Here is a 16,841-nt window from a genome sequence, read left to right on the forward strand (position 1 = left end):
CCTTAATATATATCTCAAATGTACGTCGAGCCACATGCGGATGTCATTTAACCTGAGAAATCCGACGACGCCTTGACAGCGGGAGAAAGAGCGTCGGCATGCTTTCATGGTGTTTTTGGCTAAGAGGCTTGCCACCCTTACCGCCGGAGTTATTCCTGTCAAACTCAACAGATGAGTTGAATTGTACCCACCTGCAGCTCACGAACTTGCGACGCATTGTTCGCCCCCTTGCACTCCACGCGAATGCAGACGCATTTCAGCCTGGAGTTGCGGCACCCGATGCGCATTCGCAAACCCGCTTTCAAGGTGGCTCACCTTGCCGCCGGAGGCTGTTGTTCCTGAGCTGAATAATTAAAAAAATCGTTCAACTCAGGATAGCCCCTTGTCAGGAAGAAACAGCTCAAAACGAGCCCCCTCACCGGGCTGACTGGCCACCTCGATGGTCCCGCCATGGGCCTCGATAATCTTATGAACGATGGCAAGCCCTAAGCCTGTGCCTTCGGCCTTGGTCGTATAGTAAGGGTCAAAGAGACTCTTCAGGGTCATGGCGTCCATGCCGCACCCGCTGTCTTCCACCCCAAGATGAACTCCCCCGTCTCGGTGGGCCAGACGCACCGTCAGGCGGCCCCCTGCCTGCTGCATGGACTGAAGGGCATTCAAAAATAAATTTAACAGGGACTGTGTCAGTCGGTCGGCGTCCAGTTCCGCCATCACCGGTGTTTCCGGCATCTCCACAGAGAGGACCACTCCAAGGGATTCGGCCTCGGCTTCCACAAGCCGGACCGCACGGGTCACGAGCGCCCCCACGTCATGGCGCGCCACAACCAGCCGGGTGGGGCCGGCGATGGTGAGCAATTCGGTCACGGCCCGGTTTAAACGATCCACCTCATCAATCATCACGCCGGCGGTCTCTCTGGCCTCATGGGATTCATCAAAGAGCCCGCGGAAATAGGTGGCAATGCCTTTGATGGAGCTCAAAGGGTTCCGGATCTCGTGAGCGACCCCGGCGGCCATGTCCCCAATGGCGGCCAGCTTCTCTTTGTGACGAAGCTCATTTTCCAGCCGCTTGACCTCCCGCAGGTCCCTTAAAATCACCACACGCCCCACGCTGCCTCCATCCTCGTGGACAATAGAGGAGGCGCTGAGGCTTAAAGGAATGGTACGTCCTTCAGAGAAACGGCACAGCCGCTCCTCCTCCTGAAGGGTCCCCCCCGCATCCAGCGAAAGGTTCACGGTCTCCATCAGGTCCGGAAGCACCACAGCGGCGGGTTGCCCGCGAACCATGGCTCCTTCAAGACCTGAAATCTCTTCGGCGGCCGCATTCATAAAAGCGATGGCCCCCTCCCGATCCACCACCATCAGCCCCACGGGAAGGGAGGAGACCACCTCCTGGGCTATGGCGCTGGTGTCCCGCAGGCTCTCCCGGGTCAGCCGGTAATTCTGGAACCAGAACAGCGAAACGATGCCGCCCACGCCGAGAAGAAGCAAAAGCCCGGAAATCACCAGCGTGCTGCGTAGATCCCTGTGTCGAATCATTTCATAGGGCGTCCGATCCAGGGCCAGGACAATCAGAGGTTTTTCGATCTCTTCGGGAAAAAGCCGAGGGTTCTCCCCCTCCATCCCGCGCTCTCCCATCCGGTCCCCGCCATGCATCCGGCCCATGTGGTCCCCCGACCGCCCCCGCCGCGCCTCGGCCACCAGGGGACGAAACTCCCGCCACACCAGAAAAATCTGCGCCCCTTCGGCATCCTTGCGTTCAACGGTTCGGAGGCCTTTGCCCTCCTTGGCGCCCTGGGGGAGGGTCACCTTTTGCCCCAGGGCCTCCCGAGCGCTGTGCCCCAAAATCCGCCCGGAAGGGGAAATAATAGCGATAAAGCGAACCCCGGGCTGACGGGCCGACTCCTCCAGAAGATGCTGAAGCTGCCCCCGTCCCCATCGCATCCTCAACATCCCCGCTCGGGTTCCCGCCTCAATGGTCCGGATGAGGGCATCTCCCTTTTCCAGCAGCAGCCGTTCTGCGCTCGCCACCTCCCGGTGGTGATTGCGAACCGCCAGGAGTAACACCACCAGAATCAGGATCACCACCGCCCCGGCGGCCACCCAAAGACCGGAGCGGCTCGTTTTTGACGCTCTATCCAGTGTCAGTTTCATCTTTGTAAAATACCTTTAAACGTCTAAATAAAGCCTCCGGAGGCAAGGGATGCCGCCTTAAAAAGGCAGATGACACGCTTGTAAGTAACACCCCTTTGCAAAATATACGCCACCACCCCCTTTAGACTCTATACACGATTTTAGAGGGGTAACACCTCTATAGAGCCCCCGTCCATGTGGGGCATTTATGGACACACCCCACATGAAGAGACGCCTATTGGGGTATTATACCACAACCCGCGGCGTCCTCCAACGCAGCCTTCTCCCAAAGAATTCTATTACATTCAGTAATTCAAAGCATTTATCATTTTAATTTTAAACTTGGCACGACTCTTGGAATATCCTTTGTCACACGTCGGAATCTCCTCCGACTTCAGGTTTCACATTAAACAACTCAACCCATAACCTTAACGTTATTCAAAAAAGGAGTTTTACCATGAAAAAAGCACTTCTTATTCTCATCGCTCTTGCCATCACAGGCTTTTCGGCCACTCAAGCCCTGGCCGGGCGCGGCCACCACGGCAGCATGGACGGAAACGGCAGAGACTGTACCCAAAACATGACCGATGAACAAATCCAGGCCCGCCAGGCCTTCATGAAGGACACCGCTGATCTGCGCCAGAGCCTCGCCGTAAAAAAAGGGGAATACAGAGCACTCATGGCCGGTGACAACCCTGACCCCACGACAGCAGGCAAGCTTGCCGGTGAAATCGCCGGACTGAAAAACCAACTCCGTGAAAAAGCCGTGGCCGCAGGGGTACCCTTTAGAGGCCGAGGCATGGGACAAGGCATGGGCGACGGCCCCCACCAGAGGCAGGGCAACTGCAACTGGTAAGCCCCCGCCCGAGGCGTGACGGGTGAGACACCCAATCGGCGCGTGGCGCGTTGTCCGATTCGGTTCCTCACCCGGCCCGGCACCCCGATTTCAACCCAGCATCCGTTCAAACAAAGGAGTCCATAATGTGGCACTGCAATTCCTTATTCGGCTTTTCGGGAATGGGAGGCGCTCACCCCTGGGGGTGGATATTTCAACTCCTCTTCTGGGGCGCCCTGATCCTTTTCATCCTCTGGGCCGTCAAGCGAGTCACCCATCCGATGAGCCCCTCTGCACCAATCTATAACGAAGCCGCGTCCATTCTCGACACCCGGTTCGCCCGCGGGGACCTCACGCCTGAAGAATATCGTCAGGCGAAACAGACCCTGACCCACGGTTAAATCTTCCTTTGCCCCCGCAGACAGGCTTCTTCTCCCCCAAGGCCTGTCTCATCCCCCCTTCCTTATTCATGGAGACAACCCATGCCGCCTCAACCCATCATCAATCTTAGCCATTGGACGCCCGCAAAATGCTCCCGATGCCCGTCTACCGCCCGAAGACATATGTGCCGGGAGCCGGGCAAGGGGATCCCACGCCGGAAAAAGCCCCCATGGAAGGCCCCGCCCCCTTTTTGCCCGATCCCCCTAAAAGCCATTTTTGCCAGTCCACCCACCAGGACCCTTCCTTGACCGGGGTGTCATGATACCAATGGCCGTGAGGCACAAAACTCTGGCCCTCACGGGTGGTGGCGATACGATACGATCGCTTCGCATGTCCAGGTTCACTGAGGATCCCAGCGTTGTGCCCTCCGCCCGTTAACACAAAGGTCACGGAACGGGCATCAGACGAGAGATGAAATTTATACACCGAGGTCCAGGGGGAGACATGGTCTTTCTCTGTGGCCACAAGGAAAACGGGCTGATGGATGTCGCTGACCACCACCGGTGTGCCCTTGACCCGAAAGCGCCCCTCAAAGAAATCGTTGTTCAAAAAAAGATCCCGGAGGTACCGGCTGTGCATACGACTCGGCATGCGCGTGGTGTCGGTGTTCCAGGTCATGAGGTCGTTCATGGACGCCTGCTCACCTTTCAGGTATCGGCTCACCCACTTGCTCCAGATCAAATCGTAGGACCGAAGCAGTTGAAAAGCACCCGCCATCTGACCGGCGTCCAGGAACCCCTGAAATCGCATGATGTCCTCAATAAAACGAAGCTGAGAATGACCGATAAAAAGCATCAGGTCCCCCGCCTCGGTGAAGTCGGTCTGAGCGGCGAGCAGGGTCAGGCTTTTCAGTCGATCGTCTCCGTCCCGAGCCATGGCCGCGGCGGCAATGGCCAGAAGGGTTCCCCCAAGGCAATACCCGGCGGCATGAATTTTCTGATCCGGGACCACCTCCCACACCTTCTCCACCGCCTCCATCACCCCCAGCTCAAGATAATCTTCAAGCTCCATCTCCCGGTCCTCGTACCCCGGATTCAACCAGGACACCATAAACACCGTGTGCCCATGGTCCACAAGGTACTTCACCATGGAGTTGTGGGGCGACAAATCAAGGATATAGTACTTCATAATCCAGGCAGGAAGGATCAGCACGGGGTTCTCGAGCACCTCTTTTGTGGCGGGGCTGTACTGAATCAGCTCTATCAGGTGATTCCGATAAATCACCCTGCCCGGAGTGACCGCCAGGTTTTTCCCCACCTCAAACTCCGAGTCCGCCACGGGGAGGGGCACCCCGCAGGACCGCAGACAATCTTCCATCCAAAACGCGGCCCCCCGCACCAGATTTTCTCCCTTCTCTTCGGCGGTCAAACGCAAGAGCTCAGGGTTGGTCAACAGATGGTTGCAAGGCGAAAAAACCTCCAGCATCTGCCTCCCGATAAAAGAGATCAACTCTTTGTTCTGCGGCTTCATGCCGGGAACATCCGTGGCGTAATCCTCCCACCAGCGTTGCCCCTGCTGATAAAGCAGGTGAAAAGTCAAAAAGGGATCCTCCTCCCAGGACGAATCCTCATACCGACACCCGGGCCGTCCATCTCCCGGCACCGGCACCCGGGGACGCGCCCGCTGGGACAAGGCCTCCGTCCCCAGGCCATAAAGCCCGGCACATAAAGCGGCCTGGGTGCCCGGAGAATTGGCCAGGTGCATCAGCCAGTCGTTTAACGCAAGGCCCGTGGCCACAGGAGAGAAATTCATCGTCCACCGCCCCTGCAGGGCATGCCAGAGGCTGTCCAATTCCTGAAAAGCTCGGGTGTCTCGTCGCTCCCGCGTCATGGGATCTCTCCTTTTATTTTATCATGGGAAAAACAGCCACCACGCATTTCGATCCCGAGGGAACCTATGGAAAATGACTATCAGAAGGGCGATCTGTATTTGATCAATCGATTTGAGGAAGGAGGAAACCTGTGGTAGCAGAATCAGTCGGCCTTCATTTTACAATGAAGCGTATTGAAAAACCATGATAGAAACGCCAAGGAGACAAACCGTGAAACGTGGACACCTGATTCTCACAGCCCTGATATTCTGGGCCATTACCCCGATACTCCCCGGTGCGCAGGCCGACCCCTGGAGCACTTTTAAACCCCTCAAAGGGGAACTCGTCATCTCAGGCGGAACCGCTCACATCCCCGTCATGAAAGCCCTGGCCACGAAAATCATGAAAGTATCGCCCGGAATTCGCATCTCCATCGCAGGGGGCGGTTCCGGCCTCGGTATTAAACAGGTGGGGGAAGGCATCGTCACCATCGGCAACTCCGGCCGCGCTCCGAAACCCGAAGAGATCTCCCGATACGGGCTCGTTCTCCATCGCTGGGCCGTGGACGGCGTGGCCGTGGCGGTTCACCCCGAGAACCCGGTCCGTGCTCTCTCCTTTGCTCAGCTGCGGGCGATCTATTCAGGGAGCCTCACCAACTGGAAAGCGCTGGGCGGCCCGGACCGCACCATCAACCTCTACACACGAGACGCCTCCAGCGGAACCCGCTCCGTCTTCTGGAAAAAAGCGCTGGGCAAAGGTGAGATCCATGCCAGCGCCCTCTTCGTCAAATCCAACGGAGCCATGAAAAGCGCTCTGGCCGGCGATCCCTACGGCATCGGCTATCTCTCCGTGGGCCACCTGGACCCCTCCGTGACCGGCCTTGCCATCGAAGGCGTGACGCCGACCCTTGCCAACGTAAAATCTGGCAAATACACCATCGCCCGCGGCCTGTACAGCAACACCAAAGGCGACGCCACAGGCCTTGCCGCTGCATTCCTGGACGCGCTCTACTCCCCCACAGGCCAGGAGCTCATCGCCGCCAAAGGCTTTATTCCGGTGAAGGGGTGATCAAAGCCCGCCGGAGGCCCCACGAATGGATAGGAGAAGGAGCGGCCGCAACGGCCGCTCTGATCACCTTTGCCCTGACCCTTGCCATCTTCGGGTTCATGGGCTGGCTCGCCATGCCCCTGCTTCAAGGGGAGACCCTGACCACCCTGTTCACCTCGGTGTGGCGTCCGGACCGGGGACAATTCGGCATCCTGCCCATGGCCTGGGGCACCCTGGCCGTGGCTCTTCCGGCGACCCTTCTCGCCTTTCCCCTCAGCCTGGGATTCGCCTGCTTTGCCACCCACCTGGCTCCCCGCCGCCTCCGAAAAACACTCAAGGGTCTTGCCGGACTCATGACCGGCATTCCCACCGTGGTCTACGGGTTCTCGGCGGTCTTTCTCCTGGTCCCCCTGATCCGGGAGATGGCGGGACGAGGGTCAGGTTTTTCCATCATCGCGGCTGTTCTGGTGCTTGCCCTGCTCATCAGCCCCACCATGATCCTCATCCTCATCAGCGCCTTTGAAGCCGTCCCCCAGCCCTGGCAACGCTGCTTTGACTCCATGGGTGCCACCCCGGAAGAGACCGTGTGGCATCTCCTCTTCCCCCTGGCGACCCGATCCATGGTCGGTGCCCTTCTCCTGGGGCTGGGCCGTGCCATCGGAGACACCCTCATCGCCTTGATGCTGGCCGGAAATGCCGTCCTTGCCCCCACCGACCCCTTTGGCCCGGCCCGCACCCTCACCAGCCACATCGGCCTGGTGATGGCCGCAGATGTTGAGAGCCTGGAGTTTCGATCGGTCTTTGCCTGCGGGCTTCTCCTCTATCTGCTGATCTTCGTCCTCACCCTTCTGGTCCGGTACCTCACACGGAGGCCTGCGGCATGAAACGATGGAGACGCCTTCTGCTCCATGGCGGAGCCCTCCTGTCCACCTTGGGTCTGCTTTCAGGGGTATTTTTTTTCCTGGGCCACATCGTCCTCAAAGGGATGCCCTCCCTCTCCCTGGCGCTGATCTTCGGGGACACCTCCCCCTTAAAGGCCCTGCTCTTTACGCAACGGGTTTTTAACGGGCTGTTTCCTGCCATCTGCGGGACCCTCTGCCTGGTGCTTCTCTCCGTGGTCCTGGCCCTTCCGGCAGGCATTCTTACCGGCGTCTGGCTGAGCCACTTCGGCAGCGGCAGAGCAAAAGCCCTCCTCTCCCTGTGCATCGACACCCTGGCCGGGGTGCCCTCCATTGTGGTGGGACTCTTCGGCTTCTCCTTTGCCATCCTCCTTCATAAGATCAGCCACGGGACGGTGGGGCCCAGCCTCGGCATCGCAGCCCTCACCCTCTCCGTGCTGGTTCTGCCCGGTATCGTCCGGAATACCCAGCTCGCCCTGGCCGCCATCCCCCGCGAAACCCATCTCGCCGTTTCAGCCATGGGGGCCACCCCGGTCCAGGCCATTGTCCGGGTCTACCTGCCCATGGCCTCTCCCGGAATCTTTCGGGGAGCGATTCTGGCCATGGGGCGATGTGCTGAAGATACCGCCGCCATCATGCTGACCGGCGTGGTCGCCACAGCCGGGGCCCCTTACGCCCTCTTCGGTAGATTTGAAGCCCTCCCCTTCGCGATCTTCACCATCGCCTCGGAATACAGCGGCCCGGAGGAGCTGGCCCAAGGCTACGGAGCCTCGCTCATCCTTCTACTGCTCTGCGCCCTGCTCTTTGGCCTCTCAGCGCTCATTGCCTCACGTTTTCATCCTGACACGCCATAAACGGACCTTATACATACCCCATGAAACTCACATTTAACGACCTCAGCTTTCGCTACAAGACCCACACCATCCTCCAGGCCGTCAGCCTGGAGGTACCGAAAGGCTCCCTGACCGCCATCACCGGCCCCTCGGGCGAAGGCAAATCGACCCTGCTTTCCATCGTGAACCACCTCTGGAGACCAGATGAGGGAGCCCGGGTCTCGGGCGACGCCATGGCCCGCTTTGACTCCGGGGTCATCAATCTTCTCTCCCCGCACCTCGATCTCCCCTCCCTGAGACGCAAGGCGGCCATGGTCTTCCAGAACCCGGTACCCCTGCCCTTCTCCATTTTCAAAAATGTCGCCCTTCCCCTCGCCTTTGCCGGGATCCGCAAAAAAGAGGAGGTCCACCGACGGGTGGAGCGCGCCCTCATTCGATCCGGCCTCTGGAACGAAGTCAAAGATCGTCTGCACGACCGAGCCGCCCTGCTTTCCGGTGGCCAGCAGCAACGCCTCGCCCTGGCCCGGGCTCTGGTCACCGATCCTGAAATTCTGCTTCTGGACGAGCCCACCTCCTCCCTGGATGCCACAAGCCGGGAACATATCGAAGCCCAGCTGCTCACACTCAAGACTCACTGTACCCTGCTCCTTGTCTCCCACTCAGAGGCCCAGGTGGAGAGGCTCTCTGATCGAATCTATCAATTAAAAGCGGGGAACCTGAAACGAATGCGGTGAGACATCGCTCACCCGAGAGTCCACAATGACAGCTGGCGAAGACCCTACGACCGGATCATCATCTGCCTTGAAAATGTCTCCCCGACTGGTATAATAGCCAGACGTTCCATCACATTGATTCCATGGGCAATCAGGTTGACTGTCCATCCGCCCGCCCCCTGTCTGATGCGACAACTTGCGAAACCATTCCGGGAGCCCGGTACCTCTCATCACGTGATCTGACTGAAAGGAGACGCCCGATGTTAGCCGTGGGTCTGCAGGGAAGCCCGAGAAAAGGGGGCAACAACAGCCACACCTTGGGGCTTTTTCTTAAGCGCCTCGAATCCAAGGGATTTCAAACCGTCACCTTGCCTATTCCCCAGCTGAAATTCGCCTTCTGCATCGGCTGCGGGTCCTGTGAAAAAAACGGGTGGTGCATCTTTGACGACGACTACGCTTTAAAAATAGCCCCCATGCTCCGCCGGGCAGAGATCATTGTCATGGCCTCGCCCGTCTACTTCTACGGCCCGTCAGGGCAGCTCAAGGCGGCCATGGACCGTGGACAGATGCTCTGGTCCCGGAAATACCGTCTCAAGCTCAACGATCCTTCAAAAAAAAGACGACGGGGGTACATTCTCTCTTCTGCGGCCACCTATGGTGACGACCTTTTCACCGCCTTTGTCCTGAACGCCCGCTACTTCTTCGATGCCATTGACGCGTCGTATGTCGGGGCACTCACCTTTCGCGGGGCGGAAAGCAAAAACGCGCTGGCCCACCGCAAAGACACCGAAAGCCGGGTGTACGCCGCCGCAGACCTGGCCGTTGGCCCCCTGGCACCGCCCAAACGACGACTGCTTTTTGTCTGTCGGGATGGAGCCATCAAGAGTCGCATCGCCTGGGCCATGGCCACGTCGAGCTCACCGCCCTCCACCTGGATCCGTCACGCAGGCACCGAACCGGAAGCGCACCTCAAAACCCGTTGTGACACGTGGATGGAACGAAAAAAAACCGACATCCGATACATTCCCGTCTGTGAACTCCATGAAAGTCTGGACACGTTTTCACCGAATCTGGTAGTGGATATGGATGGGTCGTTACAAAATAACCCGAAGATAACCGCCGACATCACATGGGATCTGCCCCTTGCCCCCCCCAACAACGAGGACGAAGCTCAATCCCTGATCCGTCAGGTGGAATACAGAGTAAAAAAACTCATGGCCTCCCTGTAAAAGGGGTGTCTCACCACGATCTGAGACAACCCCTCCCGCTCAGAGGCATCTGAGACAGCTTTTTTATAGAAACACCGAAGCAGCCGCTCACCCCCTGGATGGGATCGTCTTTTAGTTCAAGTTCTTAGCGTATTTCATCCAGAGTTGGCACGCAAGATGCTGACACATACCCACACAGAGTCTGTCACTGTGTTTCCCTGCCGTTGCCGGGCAGGAATCACGCACCGACGCCTCGGCGCCCAACCTACGGAACGGAAACTTCATGCAACGATACCTGATCATCGGAAGCGGCATCGCCGGGATTACCGCAGCGGAAACGATTCGAGAGCACGACCCGGCAGGCAGTATTACACTGGTCACCCAGGAAGAGACCCCCTTTTACAACCGCATTCGCCTCTGCGATTTCATCGCCGGTGATTTGCCCCCGTCGAGCCTTCCCGGTGTCGAGCCACAGTGGTATGAGGAGAAGAAGGTCACCCTCAAGCTCTCCACACAAATAAAATCCATCGATACCCACCGCGGCATCGCCGTCACAGAGACAGGAGAGAGCCTGAACTGGGACAAGGTGCTCCTCGCCACGGGAGGTCACCCCTACCTCCCCGACATCCAGCAGATCCAGAAAAAAGGGGTCTTCACCCTGCGCACTCTGGCAGATGCACAGCGCATCCTGGCCCGCGCCCCAGAGGTCCAGAATGTGGTGATCATCGGCGGCGGCCTCCTCGGGCTGGAGGCAGGACACGCCTTTATCAAACGCGGAAAGAAGGTCACTGTCCTGGAATACGCCCACCGCATTCTTCCCCGTCAACTGGACGCCCAGGGCGCCGAGCTGCTCATGGAAAAAATGGTCAAGATGGGCATCGGCTTCCACACCGGCGTGGTGGCCAAAGAGATGACTGGCGAGGAACACGTCACCGGGGTCATCGTCTCTTCCGGCTCCGTGATCCCGGCGGATCTCGTTCTGGTCTCCGCAGGAATCCGGCCTAATACCGGCCTGGCTCAGGCCGCGGGCATTTCATCCGCCAAGGGCATCCCCGTCAACGCAAACATGGAAACCCAAACCCCCGGCATCTTTGCGGCTGGAGACTGCGCCACCTTCAACGGGGCCATCCACGGCATCTGGGCCACCGGCATGGAGCAGGGACGCATCGCCGGGCTCAACATGAGCGGCCACCCCACCGCCTACCAGGAGCCCGCCTTCTCCACCATGCTCAAGGTGACAGGTGTCTACCTGGGTTCCGTGGGAGAGGTGGACGCCGAAGGGACCCGAGAAAGCGTCGTCCAAAACAACGATCAGGTCTACAAAAAAATTGTATTCCATGACGGACGCCTGGTGGGCTGCCAGATGGTAGGAAATATTCATCATTTTAATGAAATGCAACAACATATCTTCAATGCGCAGCCGTTGAGTCCTTCTGAACGCAACGACGTGGAACGAGAACTGAGTAATGAGAAGGGAGTGGATTCAAAAATGAAAAAGTTTGTCTGTACGGTATGCGGTTATGTCCATGAAGGCAGTGCCCCCCCTGAAAAGTGCCCCCAGTGTGGTGCCCCGGCCGAAAAATTTAAAGAAGTCACAGAAGAAAAACCCGCCACCCAATGGATCTGTACCGTCTGTGGGTATGTCCACGAGGGGGACACGCCCCCGGAAAAATGTCCTCAGTGCGGCGCCCCGGAAGAAAAATTCAAACCCCAGGGCAGCGGGACACAGGCCTGGGCGGATGAACATGTCATCGGGGTCGCCGAAGGGGTGGACCCGGAGATCCTGGAGGGCCTTCGCGCCAACTTTACCGGCGAATGCACCGAAGTGGGCATGTACCTCGCCATGAGCCGCCAGGCGGACCGTGAAGGCTTTCCGGAAGTGGCCGAAGCCTACAAACGCATCGCCTTTGAAGAGGCGGAGCATGCCGCTAAATTCGCAGAACTCTTAGGCGAAGTGGTCACAGCGGACACAAAAACCAACTTGCAGAGGCGCGTAGAAGCCGAACACGGGGCCTGCCAGGGGAAAAAAGACCTCGCCACCCGTGCCAAGCAACTGAACCTGGACGCCATCCATGACACCGTTCACGAAATGTGCAAAGACGAAGCCCGACACGGCCAGGCCTTTACCGGGCTGTTGAAACGATATTTCAACAAATAGAGCGAAAAAATAAACGCGACACATCAACCAAATGAGGTGATCTGATGAAAAAGTATGAATGCACGGTCTGCGGTTACGTCTACGACCCCGAAGAGGGCGATTCTGAAAACGGCATCGAGGCCGGAACGGCCTTTGCCGATCTGCCAGAAGACTGGGTCTGCCCCGTCTGCGGCGTGGGTAAAAGCGAGTTTGAAGAAGCGTAGAAAAATCAAACCCCGGAAGACGTCTTTCCGGGGTCATTCTCATTGAAGGAATGGGACAACCCGGAGTTCTCTCGGCTGCACGCCGGGAATCCGGGCTCTCTCCCAGGGTATAAAAAGGAATCACAGGCTGACATGAGACCACTTAAAATCGCCGAAGGCATCTACGACGTGGGTGTCAAGGATTGGAACATCAGAGATTTTCACGGATACGCCACCCACAGGGGCACCAGCTATAATGCTTTCCTCATCGTTGATGACGACAAGGTGGTGCTCATCGACACGGTGAAGGAACCCTTCACCCAGGAGCTCCTGGAGAATATCCGCAAGGTCATCGATCCCAAAAAAATCGATTGTATCATCAGCAACCATTCTGAAATGGACCACTCCGGGGCCCTTCCCCGGGTGCTTCACCTCATCGGAGAAGAGAAACCGGTCTACTGCTCCAAAATGGGGGAAAAAGCCCTTACCGCACATTTTAACGACAAAAAAATAAACACCCAGGTGGTCAAGCCAGGCTCTGAGATGAAGCTGGGGAAATACACCCTCAGCTTCATCGAGACCCGCATGCTCCACTGGCCGGACAGCATGTTCACCTACATCAAGGAGGCGGGCATCCTCTTCTCCAGCGATGCCTTTGGCCAGCACTACGCCTCCCACGAAAACTTCGACGACGAAATGGGAGAAGGGCTCTTCGACCATGCCAAAACGTACTTCGCCAACATCCTTTTGCCCTTCGCCCCCCGCGTGGAGAAACTCCTGGAATCAATCCAGGACATGGGGCTGACCCTCAATATGATCTGCCCGGATCACGGCATCCTCTGGCGCAAGCATCCGGAAAAAATCATCGCGCGCTACGGCGCATGGGCTCGCCAGGAAAACCGGGAAAAGGTGATCGTCATCTACGACACCATGTGGAATTCCACGGAAAAGATGGCCAAAGAGATCGTGGACGGCGCCCGTTCAACAGGCGTTGAGGTCATCCCCATGAAGGTCCGCAACTGGGACCGAAGCGATATCATCACTGAGCTCATGGACGCCAGAGCCCTCGTGGTAGGCTCGCCGACCCTCAACAACGAGATCTTTCCCACCCTCTGCGACGTCCTCACCTACATAAAAGGCTTAAAACCCCGCGGAAAATTAGGAGCAGCCTTCGGCTCCTACGGATGGAGCGGCGAAGCCGTCAAACTCCTCAACAAAGAGCTCGACGCCATGGCCTTCGAACGCATTGACGAGGGCCTTCGAACCCTCTACGTGCCCGACAAGGAGTCTCTTAAAGCAAGCTTCGACTACGGCGTCCGCATCGGCGAAGCCGTCAAAGCCAAAAGCTCAGCACAAGAATAAAAAAAGTAACGATTCAGCTTATGCCTCCGGCGGCCCCTGCCGGGGGCTATACTTCAACAACATGCCGATTCATAACCGAAACATTATTGCGGAGCTTTTTTCAAAAAGTGACCCGCCGGAGGCCAGATACCATGACCGCTCAACCGACTTCTTTTGCTCTCTTCGCTTATCGCCAGGAACCCGGCTGCTTCATCCACGTGCTCCTGAACGGACTGGACCTCCATGCGAAAGGCCACCCTGTTAAGATCGTGATAGAGGGACCGGCCACCACCCTCCTGCCTGAGATCGAATCTCTTGACGCCCCCTTGCCGGCCCTTTTCAAAAAAGTCACCGAGCAGGGGCTCATCGACGGCTACTGCCTCGCCTGCGCCACCAAACTTGGCGTGGGAGAGGGGGCGAAAGCCTCGGGCCTGACTCCCCTCTCCGACATGAGCGGCCACCCGTCCATCGCCCACTATATCGAACAGGGGTATACGGTGATTAATTTCTGAGGGGTCACGGTTCCATTGTGATTCAAAAAAGCCTCCGGCGACCCTGCCGGGGGCCAAACGTTTAAAAAGTTTGATAAACAGATCTTGATGATTGCGATGGCCAATCATGAAAATCCGTAGAATTAATTCCCTTGTGGCGTACTGTGTGTTTCCCGAATGCGGACGCGAGGTACTGAGAGTTCCGACAGCCGTCGAGCATTCGCAAACCCGCTTTCAAGGTGGCACCACCTTGCCGCCGGAGGCTCGCCTTTGTACTTTTTATATAAAACGCGCCCTCGCATCGCCCTTTAGGAGGCCCCATGAAAGACATTAAAATATCCGGCGGACGGGAAATAAAACGCACCCTTCGTCCCCTCCTTCTGGAAGGCACGCCCCAAAGCGTCGAAGCAGAACTCCTCTCCTACCCCTTAAGGCGAATGGTGAGCCCCCTCATTGGTTTTTTCTGTGATCGTGAGGAAATAATCCGGTGGCGGGCCGTGACCGCCCTGGGAATAGTCACTCATGCCCTGGCCCAGGAGAAAATGGAAGAGGCACGCGTCGTCATACGCCGCCTCATGTGGACCTTAAATGATGAATCTGGAGGGATCGGCTGGGGCGCGCCGGAGGCGATGGGAGAGATCTCGGCCGTCAACAGCCGGCTTGCAGAAGAATACCACCGAATCCTCTGCTCCTACGTCAACGCGGAAGGAAACTTTCTGGAACATGAGATCCTTCAACGCGGCGCCCTCTGGGGCCTCTGCCGCCTGGCGGAGGTCGCCCCTGAAAAAGTGACGAACGCCTTGCCTGACGTCCGCCCCCACCTCACCTCGAAAGACCCTGTCAAGCAGGGCCTTGCCCTGCTCTTTGCCACCCGCACCCATGACAGGGAGTCCCTTCCCTATGCCGAGCCCCTCGTCGACGCCCCTGCCCCCTTCACCCTCTACGCCGGCTGGGATCTCATCCCCACCACCGTGGGAGACCAGGCCCGAGCCCTGATCAAAAAAGCTTAAGGACAAAAAAGCATAGGCCTCCGGCGGCAAGGTGGTGCCACCTTGAAAGCGGGGTTGCGAATGCGCATCGGGAGGCGCCTTTTGAGACTGAAATGCGTCCGCATTCGCCCGACGTCTGACGGTCAGCAACCTGCGTCGCACATGCGTGAGTCGACGGCTTTTCACTGGCGAATCATGGGTTGACATTAACCGGAATAACTCCGGGGGCTAACTTTTGCCATTTTTTATGAGTTGGGTTTAACAAACAGACCTTAAAAATTGTTCTCGATTACATTTCAGCCTAAGAGCAGATGTGATTTGACCTGACAAGTCCGCCTGCGCCCATGTCTGTGCGTCACCATTCGACTTAGCCCGGATATTTCATGAGAAAACAATCAGGGCTAAGGAATAATTTGTAATTACAGTTCTTTGCAGTAATATTTTCAGTCGTTTCAAAAATGTAAAATGTAATCCACGGTATTCTGTTTGATTTTCTCACCCTTCGGGCGAGCCGGGTGCACTCATCTGCCGCGTTATCAGAGCTTTGAGGTAAACCACTACATCTTCAGCTCTGATGCCTTGCATATGAGCGTACCCAACTCGTGAAATATCCGGGTTAGGTCAATGGACTACGGCGCGACAAACGAAGGGCTGGGAGCATTCGCGAACCTGGGTGCATGGGGTGGCGACGCCACGGTGGCAAAAACCACATAAAAAACAGATTTGCAAACGCGATGCAACAATGCCATGGGGTGGCAATGGATAAAAAAAGGCGGTGTGTGAGGGGATCGGACGGAAAAACCGGGATGGCTCTGGTCTCTTGCTGCAGATAACGGGCACACGGCCTCCTGTCCTGCCATGCAAAAAGGCCGGCAACAGATGCCCCTATTTATCATATAGAGGGCATCCATGGGCCCCCGGCAGGGCTGCCGGAGGCTTTTTTCCTATGAAGCGAAGGAGCGCTTGAAGAGCTCTTCGATGGCGGCTTTGCCCTGATCGGAGAGGTTCCGAGTTCCGGTGCCGCAAAAGGTCGTCTGAGTAATCACGGGAGTGTCCAGGGCCCAGCGGTTCTCTTTCCAAGTGTACCACTGGCTCTTCTCCTGATCGAAAACGCTCACGGGGCGGTTGAAGAATTTGCCGAGCTCTACCGCCCAGCCGGTCCCGCCTTTGACGGTGTTATCATCCTGAATCCATCCGATGGCAAAAACCTGGCACCCCTTGTTCACCATATGAAAAAGCACCTGAAACACCTTGCGGATCTTATCGGCCTGGGCATAGCGTCGTCCCATGCGGGCAGAGACGATCTCCATGCTGACATCGCCCTTTCTAAGCGTCTCTTCCGAAAGAATTTCTAGGTTCATCTCACGCGAAAGGGTCTGGCCTTCAAAGGCATAGGTGGTCTCAACAATTCCGTACTTCTCTGCCTGCTCGCCAAATGCTGCCTCAGCGCCTTTCAGGCCGCCGCTGAAAAAATGTTTTTTTACCTGGGTCATCGTCTTGAGTTTCCTTTTGTATAAACTGTTGCTGTTCGCATCATGACAGGTCTGCCCCTTTTCGCTGCATCTCTCCCGGCATACACAAAACACCCCATGGTTCAGCCATGAGGATCCCTCAAGAGTCGATGCCCCCTTCGTCGTCAGGTTCCCAAGCAGAGAGAGGCTCACGCACTGACATTTAAACGTAAGCATACACCCTGCTCGTTGCTTCTTCCAGAGCCGTCAAACAGAACGTACTTTACATGGTATGGCAAAGATGTCGGTCTGT

At 57.3% G+C, this 16,841-nt stretch carries 15 protein-coding genes and 1 pseudogene; 13 read left to right on the forward strand and 3 right to left on the reverse strand.

Going from position 1 to position 16,841, the window contains the following annotated elements; all coding sequences use genetic code 11:
- Nucleotides 1–369: 369 nt before the first annotated feature.
- Nucleotides 370–2,151 (reverse strand): ATP-binding protein, encoded by a 1,782-nt coding sequence (locus Q1Q75_RS02165; RefSeq protein ID WP_300667371.1) that lies wholly within the window; start codon nucleotides 2,149–2,151, stop codon nucleotides 370–372.
- Nucleotides 2,152–2,587: 436 nt separating this feature from the next.
- Here Q1Q75_RS02165 and Q1Q75_RS02170 point away from each other — a divergent pair, with 436 nt between their 5' ends.
- Together Q1Q75_RS02170 and Q1Q75_RS02175 are read left to right on the forward strand one after the other, a co-directional pair.
- Nucleotides 2,588–2,986, forward strand: coding sequence for a periplasmic heavy metal sensor (locus tag Q1Q75_RS02170; protein ID WP_300667372.1), 399 nt, complete (start codon nucleotides 2,588–2,590; stop codon nucleotides 2,984–2,986).
- A 125-nt stretch (nucleotides 2,987–3,111) separates the two neighbouring features.
- Nucleotides 3,112–3,366: an SHOCT domain-containing protein gene (locus Q1Q75_RS02175; RefSeq protein ID WP_300667373.1), complete on the forward strand. Its 255-nt coding sequence runs from the start codon at nucleotides 3,112–3,114 to the stop codon at nucleotides 3,364–3,366.
- 145 nt (nucleotides 3,367–3,511) lie between these two features.
- Here Q1Q75_RS02175 and Q1Q75_RS02180 read toward each other — a convergent pair whose 3' ends face one another.
- Nucleotides 3,512–5,236: an alpha/beta fold hydrolase gene (locus Q1Q75_RS02180; protein ID WP_300667374.1), complete on the reverse strand. Its 1,725-nt coding sequence runs from the start codon at nucleotides 5,234–5,236 to the stop codon at nucleotides 3,512–3,514.
- A gap of 211 nt (nucleotides 5,237–5,447) precedes the next feature.
- On the opposite strand from Q1Q75_RS02180, the gene Q1Q75_RS02185 reads away from it, so the two are divergent.
- The 11 genes and pseudogenes from Q1Q75_RS02185 to Q1Q75_RS02230 all read left to right on the forward strand — a co-directional run bounded on the left by Q1Q75_RS02185 (nucleotide 5,448) and on the right by Q1Q75_RS02230 (nucleotide 15,098).
- Nucleotides 5,448–6,284 carry a phosphate ABC transporter substrate-binding protein gene (locus Q1Q75_RS02185; protein WP_300667375.1) on the forward strand — a complete coding sequence of 279 codons (837 nt, stop codon included), beginning with the start codon at nucleotides 5,448–5,450 and terminating at the stop codon, nucleotides 6,282–6,284.
- Entirely contained in the window at nucleotides 6,281–7,147 is an 867-nt protein-coding gene (gene pstC / locus Q1Q75_RS02190; protein ID WP_300667376.1) for a phosphate ABC transporter permease subunit PstC, read from the forward strand. The genes Q1Q75_RS02185 and pstC overlap by 4 nt, the downstream gene beginning before the upstream one ends.
- The gene (locus tag Q1Q75_RS02195; protein WP_300667377.1) at nucleotides 7,144–8,016 is read left to right on the forward strand and encodes a PstA family ABC transporter permease; all 873 of its coding nucleotides are present in this window, start codon (nucleotides 7,144–7,146) and stop codon (nucleotides 8,014–8,016) included. The genes pstC and Q1Q75_RS02195 overlap by 4 nt, the downstream gene beginning before the upstream one ends.
- A 20-nt stretch (nucleotides 8,017–8,036) precedes the next feature.
- Nucleotides 8,037–8,729 (forward strand): ATP-binding cassette domain-containing protein, encoded by a 693-nt coding sequence (locus Q1Q75_RS02200; RefSeq protein ID WP_300667378.1) that lies wholly within the window; start codon nucleotides 8,037–8,039, stop codon nucleotides 8,727–8,729.
- Between the two features lie 239 nt (nucleotides 8,730–8,968).
- Nucleotides 8,969–9,937, forward strand: a complete 969-nt coding sequence (locus tag Q1Q75_RS02205; protein WP_300667379.1) for a flavodoxin family protein — start codon at nucleotides 8,969–8,971, stop codon at nucleotides 9,935–9,937.
- A gap of 262 nt (nucleotides 9,938–10,199) precedes the next feature.
- Nucleotides 10,200–11,492 (forward strand): annotated as a pseudogene (locus tag Q1Q75_RS02210) (FAD-dependent oxidoreductase); the annotation flags it as partial.
- Between the two features lie 45 nt (nucleotides 11,493–11,537).
- The gene (locus tag Q1Q75_RS22565) at nucleotides 11,538–12,074 is read left to right on the forward strand and encodes an NADH peroxidase (RefSeq protein WP_366945141.1); all 537 of its coding nucleotides are present in this window, start codon (nucleotides 11,538–11,540) and stop codon (nucleotides 12,072–12,074) included.
- A gap of 44 nt (nucleotides 12,075–12,118) precedes the next feature.
- The gene (gene rd, locus Q1Q75_RS02215; RefSeq protein WP_300667381.1) at nucleotides 12,119–12,277 is read left to right on the forward strand and encodes a rubredoxin; all 159 of its coding nucleotides are present in this window, start codon (nucleotides 12,119–12,121) and stop codon (nucleotides 12,275–12,277) included.
- A 132-nt stretch (nucleotides 12,278–12,409) separates the two neighbouring features.
- The gene (locus Q1Q75_RS02220; RefSeq protein ID WP_300667382.1) at nucleotides 12,410–13,618 is read left to right on the forward strand and encodes a flavodoxin domain-containing protein; all 1,209 of its coding nucleotides are present in this window, start codon (nucleotides 12,410–12,412) and stop codon (nucleotides 13,616–13,618) included.
- A gap of 131 nt (nucleotides 13,619–13,749) precedes the next feature.
- Nucleotides 13,750–14,109: a DsrE family protein gene (locus Q1Q75_RS02225; RefSeq protein ID WP_300667383.1), complete on the forward strand. Its 360-nt coding sequence runs from the start codon at nucleotides 13,750–13,752 to the stop codon at nucleotides 14,107–14,109.
- Nucleotides 14,110–14,408: 299 nt separating this feature from the next.
- Nucleotides 14,409–15,098 carry a DVU0298 family protein gene (locus Q1Q75_RS02230; RefSeq protein ID WP_300667384.1) on the forward strand — a complete coding sequence of 230 codons (690 nt, stop codon included), beginning with the start codon at nucleotides 14,409–14,411 and terminating at the stop codon, nucleotides 15,096–15,098.
- Nucleotides 15,099–16,021: 923 nt separating this feature from the next.
- Here Q1Q75_RS02230 and Q1Q75_RS02235 read toward each other — a convergent pair.
- Nucleotides 16,022–16,570 (reverse strand): hypothetical protein, encoded by a 549-nt coding sequence (locus tag Q1Q75_RS02235; protein ID WP_300667385.1) that lies wholly within the window; start codon nucleotides 16,568–16,570, stop codon nucleotides 16,022–16,024.
- Nucleotides 16,571–16,841 lie beyond the last annotated feature (271 nt).

It is taken from the genome of Desulfoluna sp. (assembly GCF_030145185.1).
Lineage (GTDB): Bacteria > Desulfobacterota > Desulfobacteria > Desulfobacterales > Desulfolunaceae > Desulfoluna.

Coding starts and splice junctions, on each gene's coding strand:
- Q1Q75_RS02165 (WP_300667371.1), bottom strand. CDS start 2,151: ATGAAACTGACACTGGATAGAGCGTCAAAAACGAGCCGCTCCGGTCTT.
- Q1Q75_RS02170 (WP_300667372.1), top strand. CDS start 2,588: ATGAAAAAAGCACTTCTTATTCTCATCGCTCTTGCCATCACAGGCTTT.
- Q1Q75_RS02175 (WP_300667373.1), top strand. CDS start 3,112: ATGTGGCACTGCAATTCCTTATTCGGCTTTTCGGGAATGGGAGGCGCT.
- Q1Q75_RS02180 (WP_300667374.1), bottom strand. CDS start 5,236: ATGACGCGGGAGCGACGAGACACCCGAGCTTTTCAGGAATTGGACAGC.
- Q1Q75_RS02195 (WP_300667377.1), top strand. CDS start 7,144: ATGAAACGATGGAGACGCCTTCTGCTCCATGGCGGAGCCCTCCTGTCC.
- Q1Q75_RS02200 (WP_300667378.1), top strand. CDS start 8,037: ATGAAACTCACATTTAACGACCTCAGCTTTCGCTACAAGACCCACACC.
- Q1Q75_RS02205 (WP_300667379.1), top strand. CDS start 8,969: ATGTTAGCCGTGGGTCTGCAGGGAAGCCCGAGAAAAGGGGGCAACAAC.
- rd (WP_300667381.1), top strand. CDS start 12,119: ATGAAAAAGTATGAATGCACGGTCTGCGGTTACGTCTACGACCCCGAA.
- Q1Q75_RS02220 (WP_300667382.1), top strand. CDS start 12,410: ATGAGACCACTTAAAATCGCCGAAGGCATCTACGACGTGGGTGTCAAG.
- Q1Q75_RS02225 (WP_300667383.1), top strand. CDS start 13,750: ATGACCGCTCAACCGACTTCTTTTGCTCTCTTCGCTTATCGCCAGGAA.
- Q1Q75_RS02230 (WP_300667384.1), top strand. CDS start 14,409: ATGAAAGACATTAAAATATCCGGCGGACGGGAAATAAAACGCACCCTT.
- Q1Q75_RS02235 (WP_300667385.1), bottom strand. CDS start 16,570: ATGACCCAGGTAAAAAAACATTTTTTCAGCGGCGGCCTGAAAGGCGCT.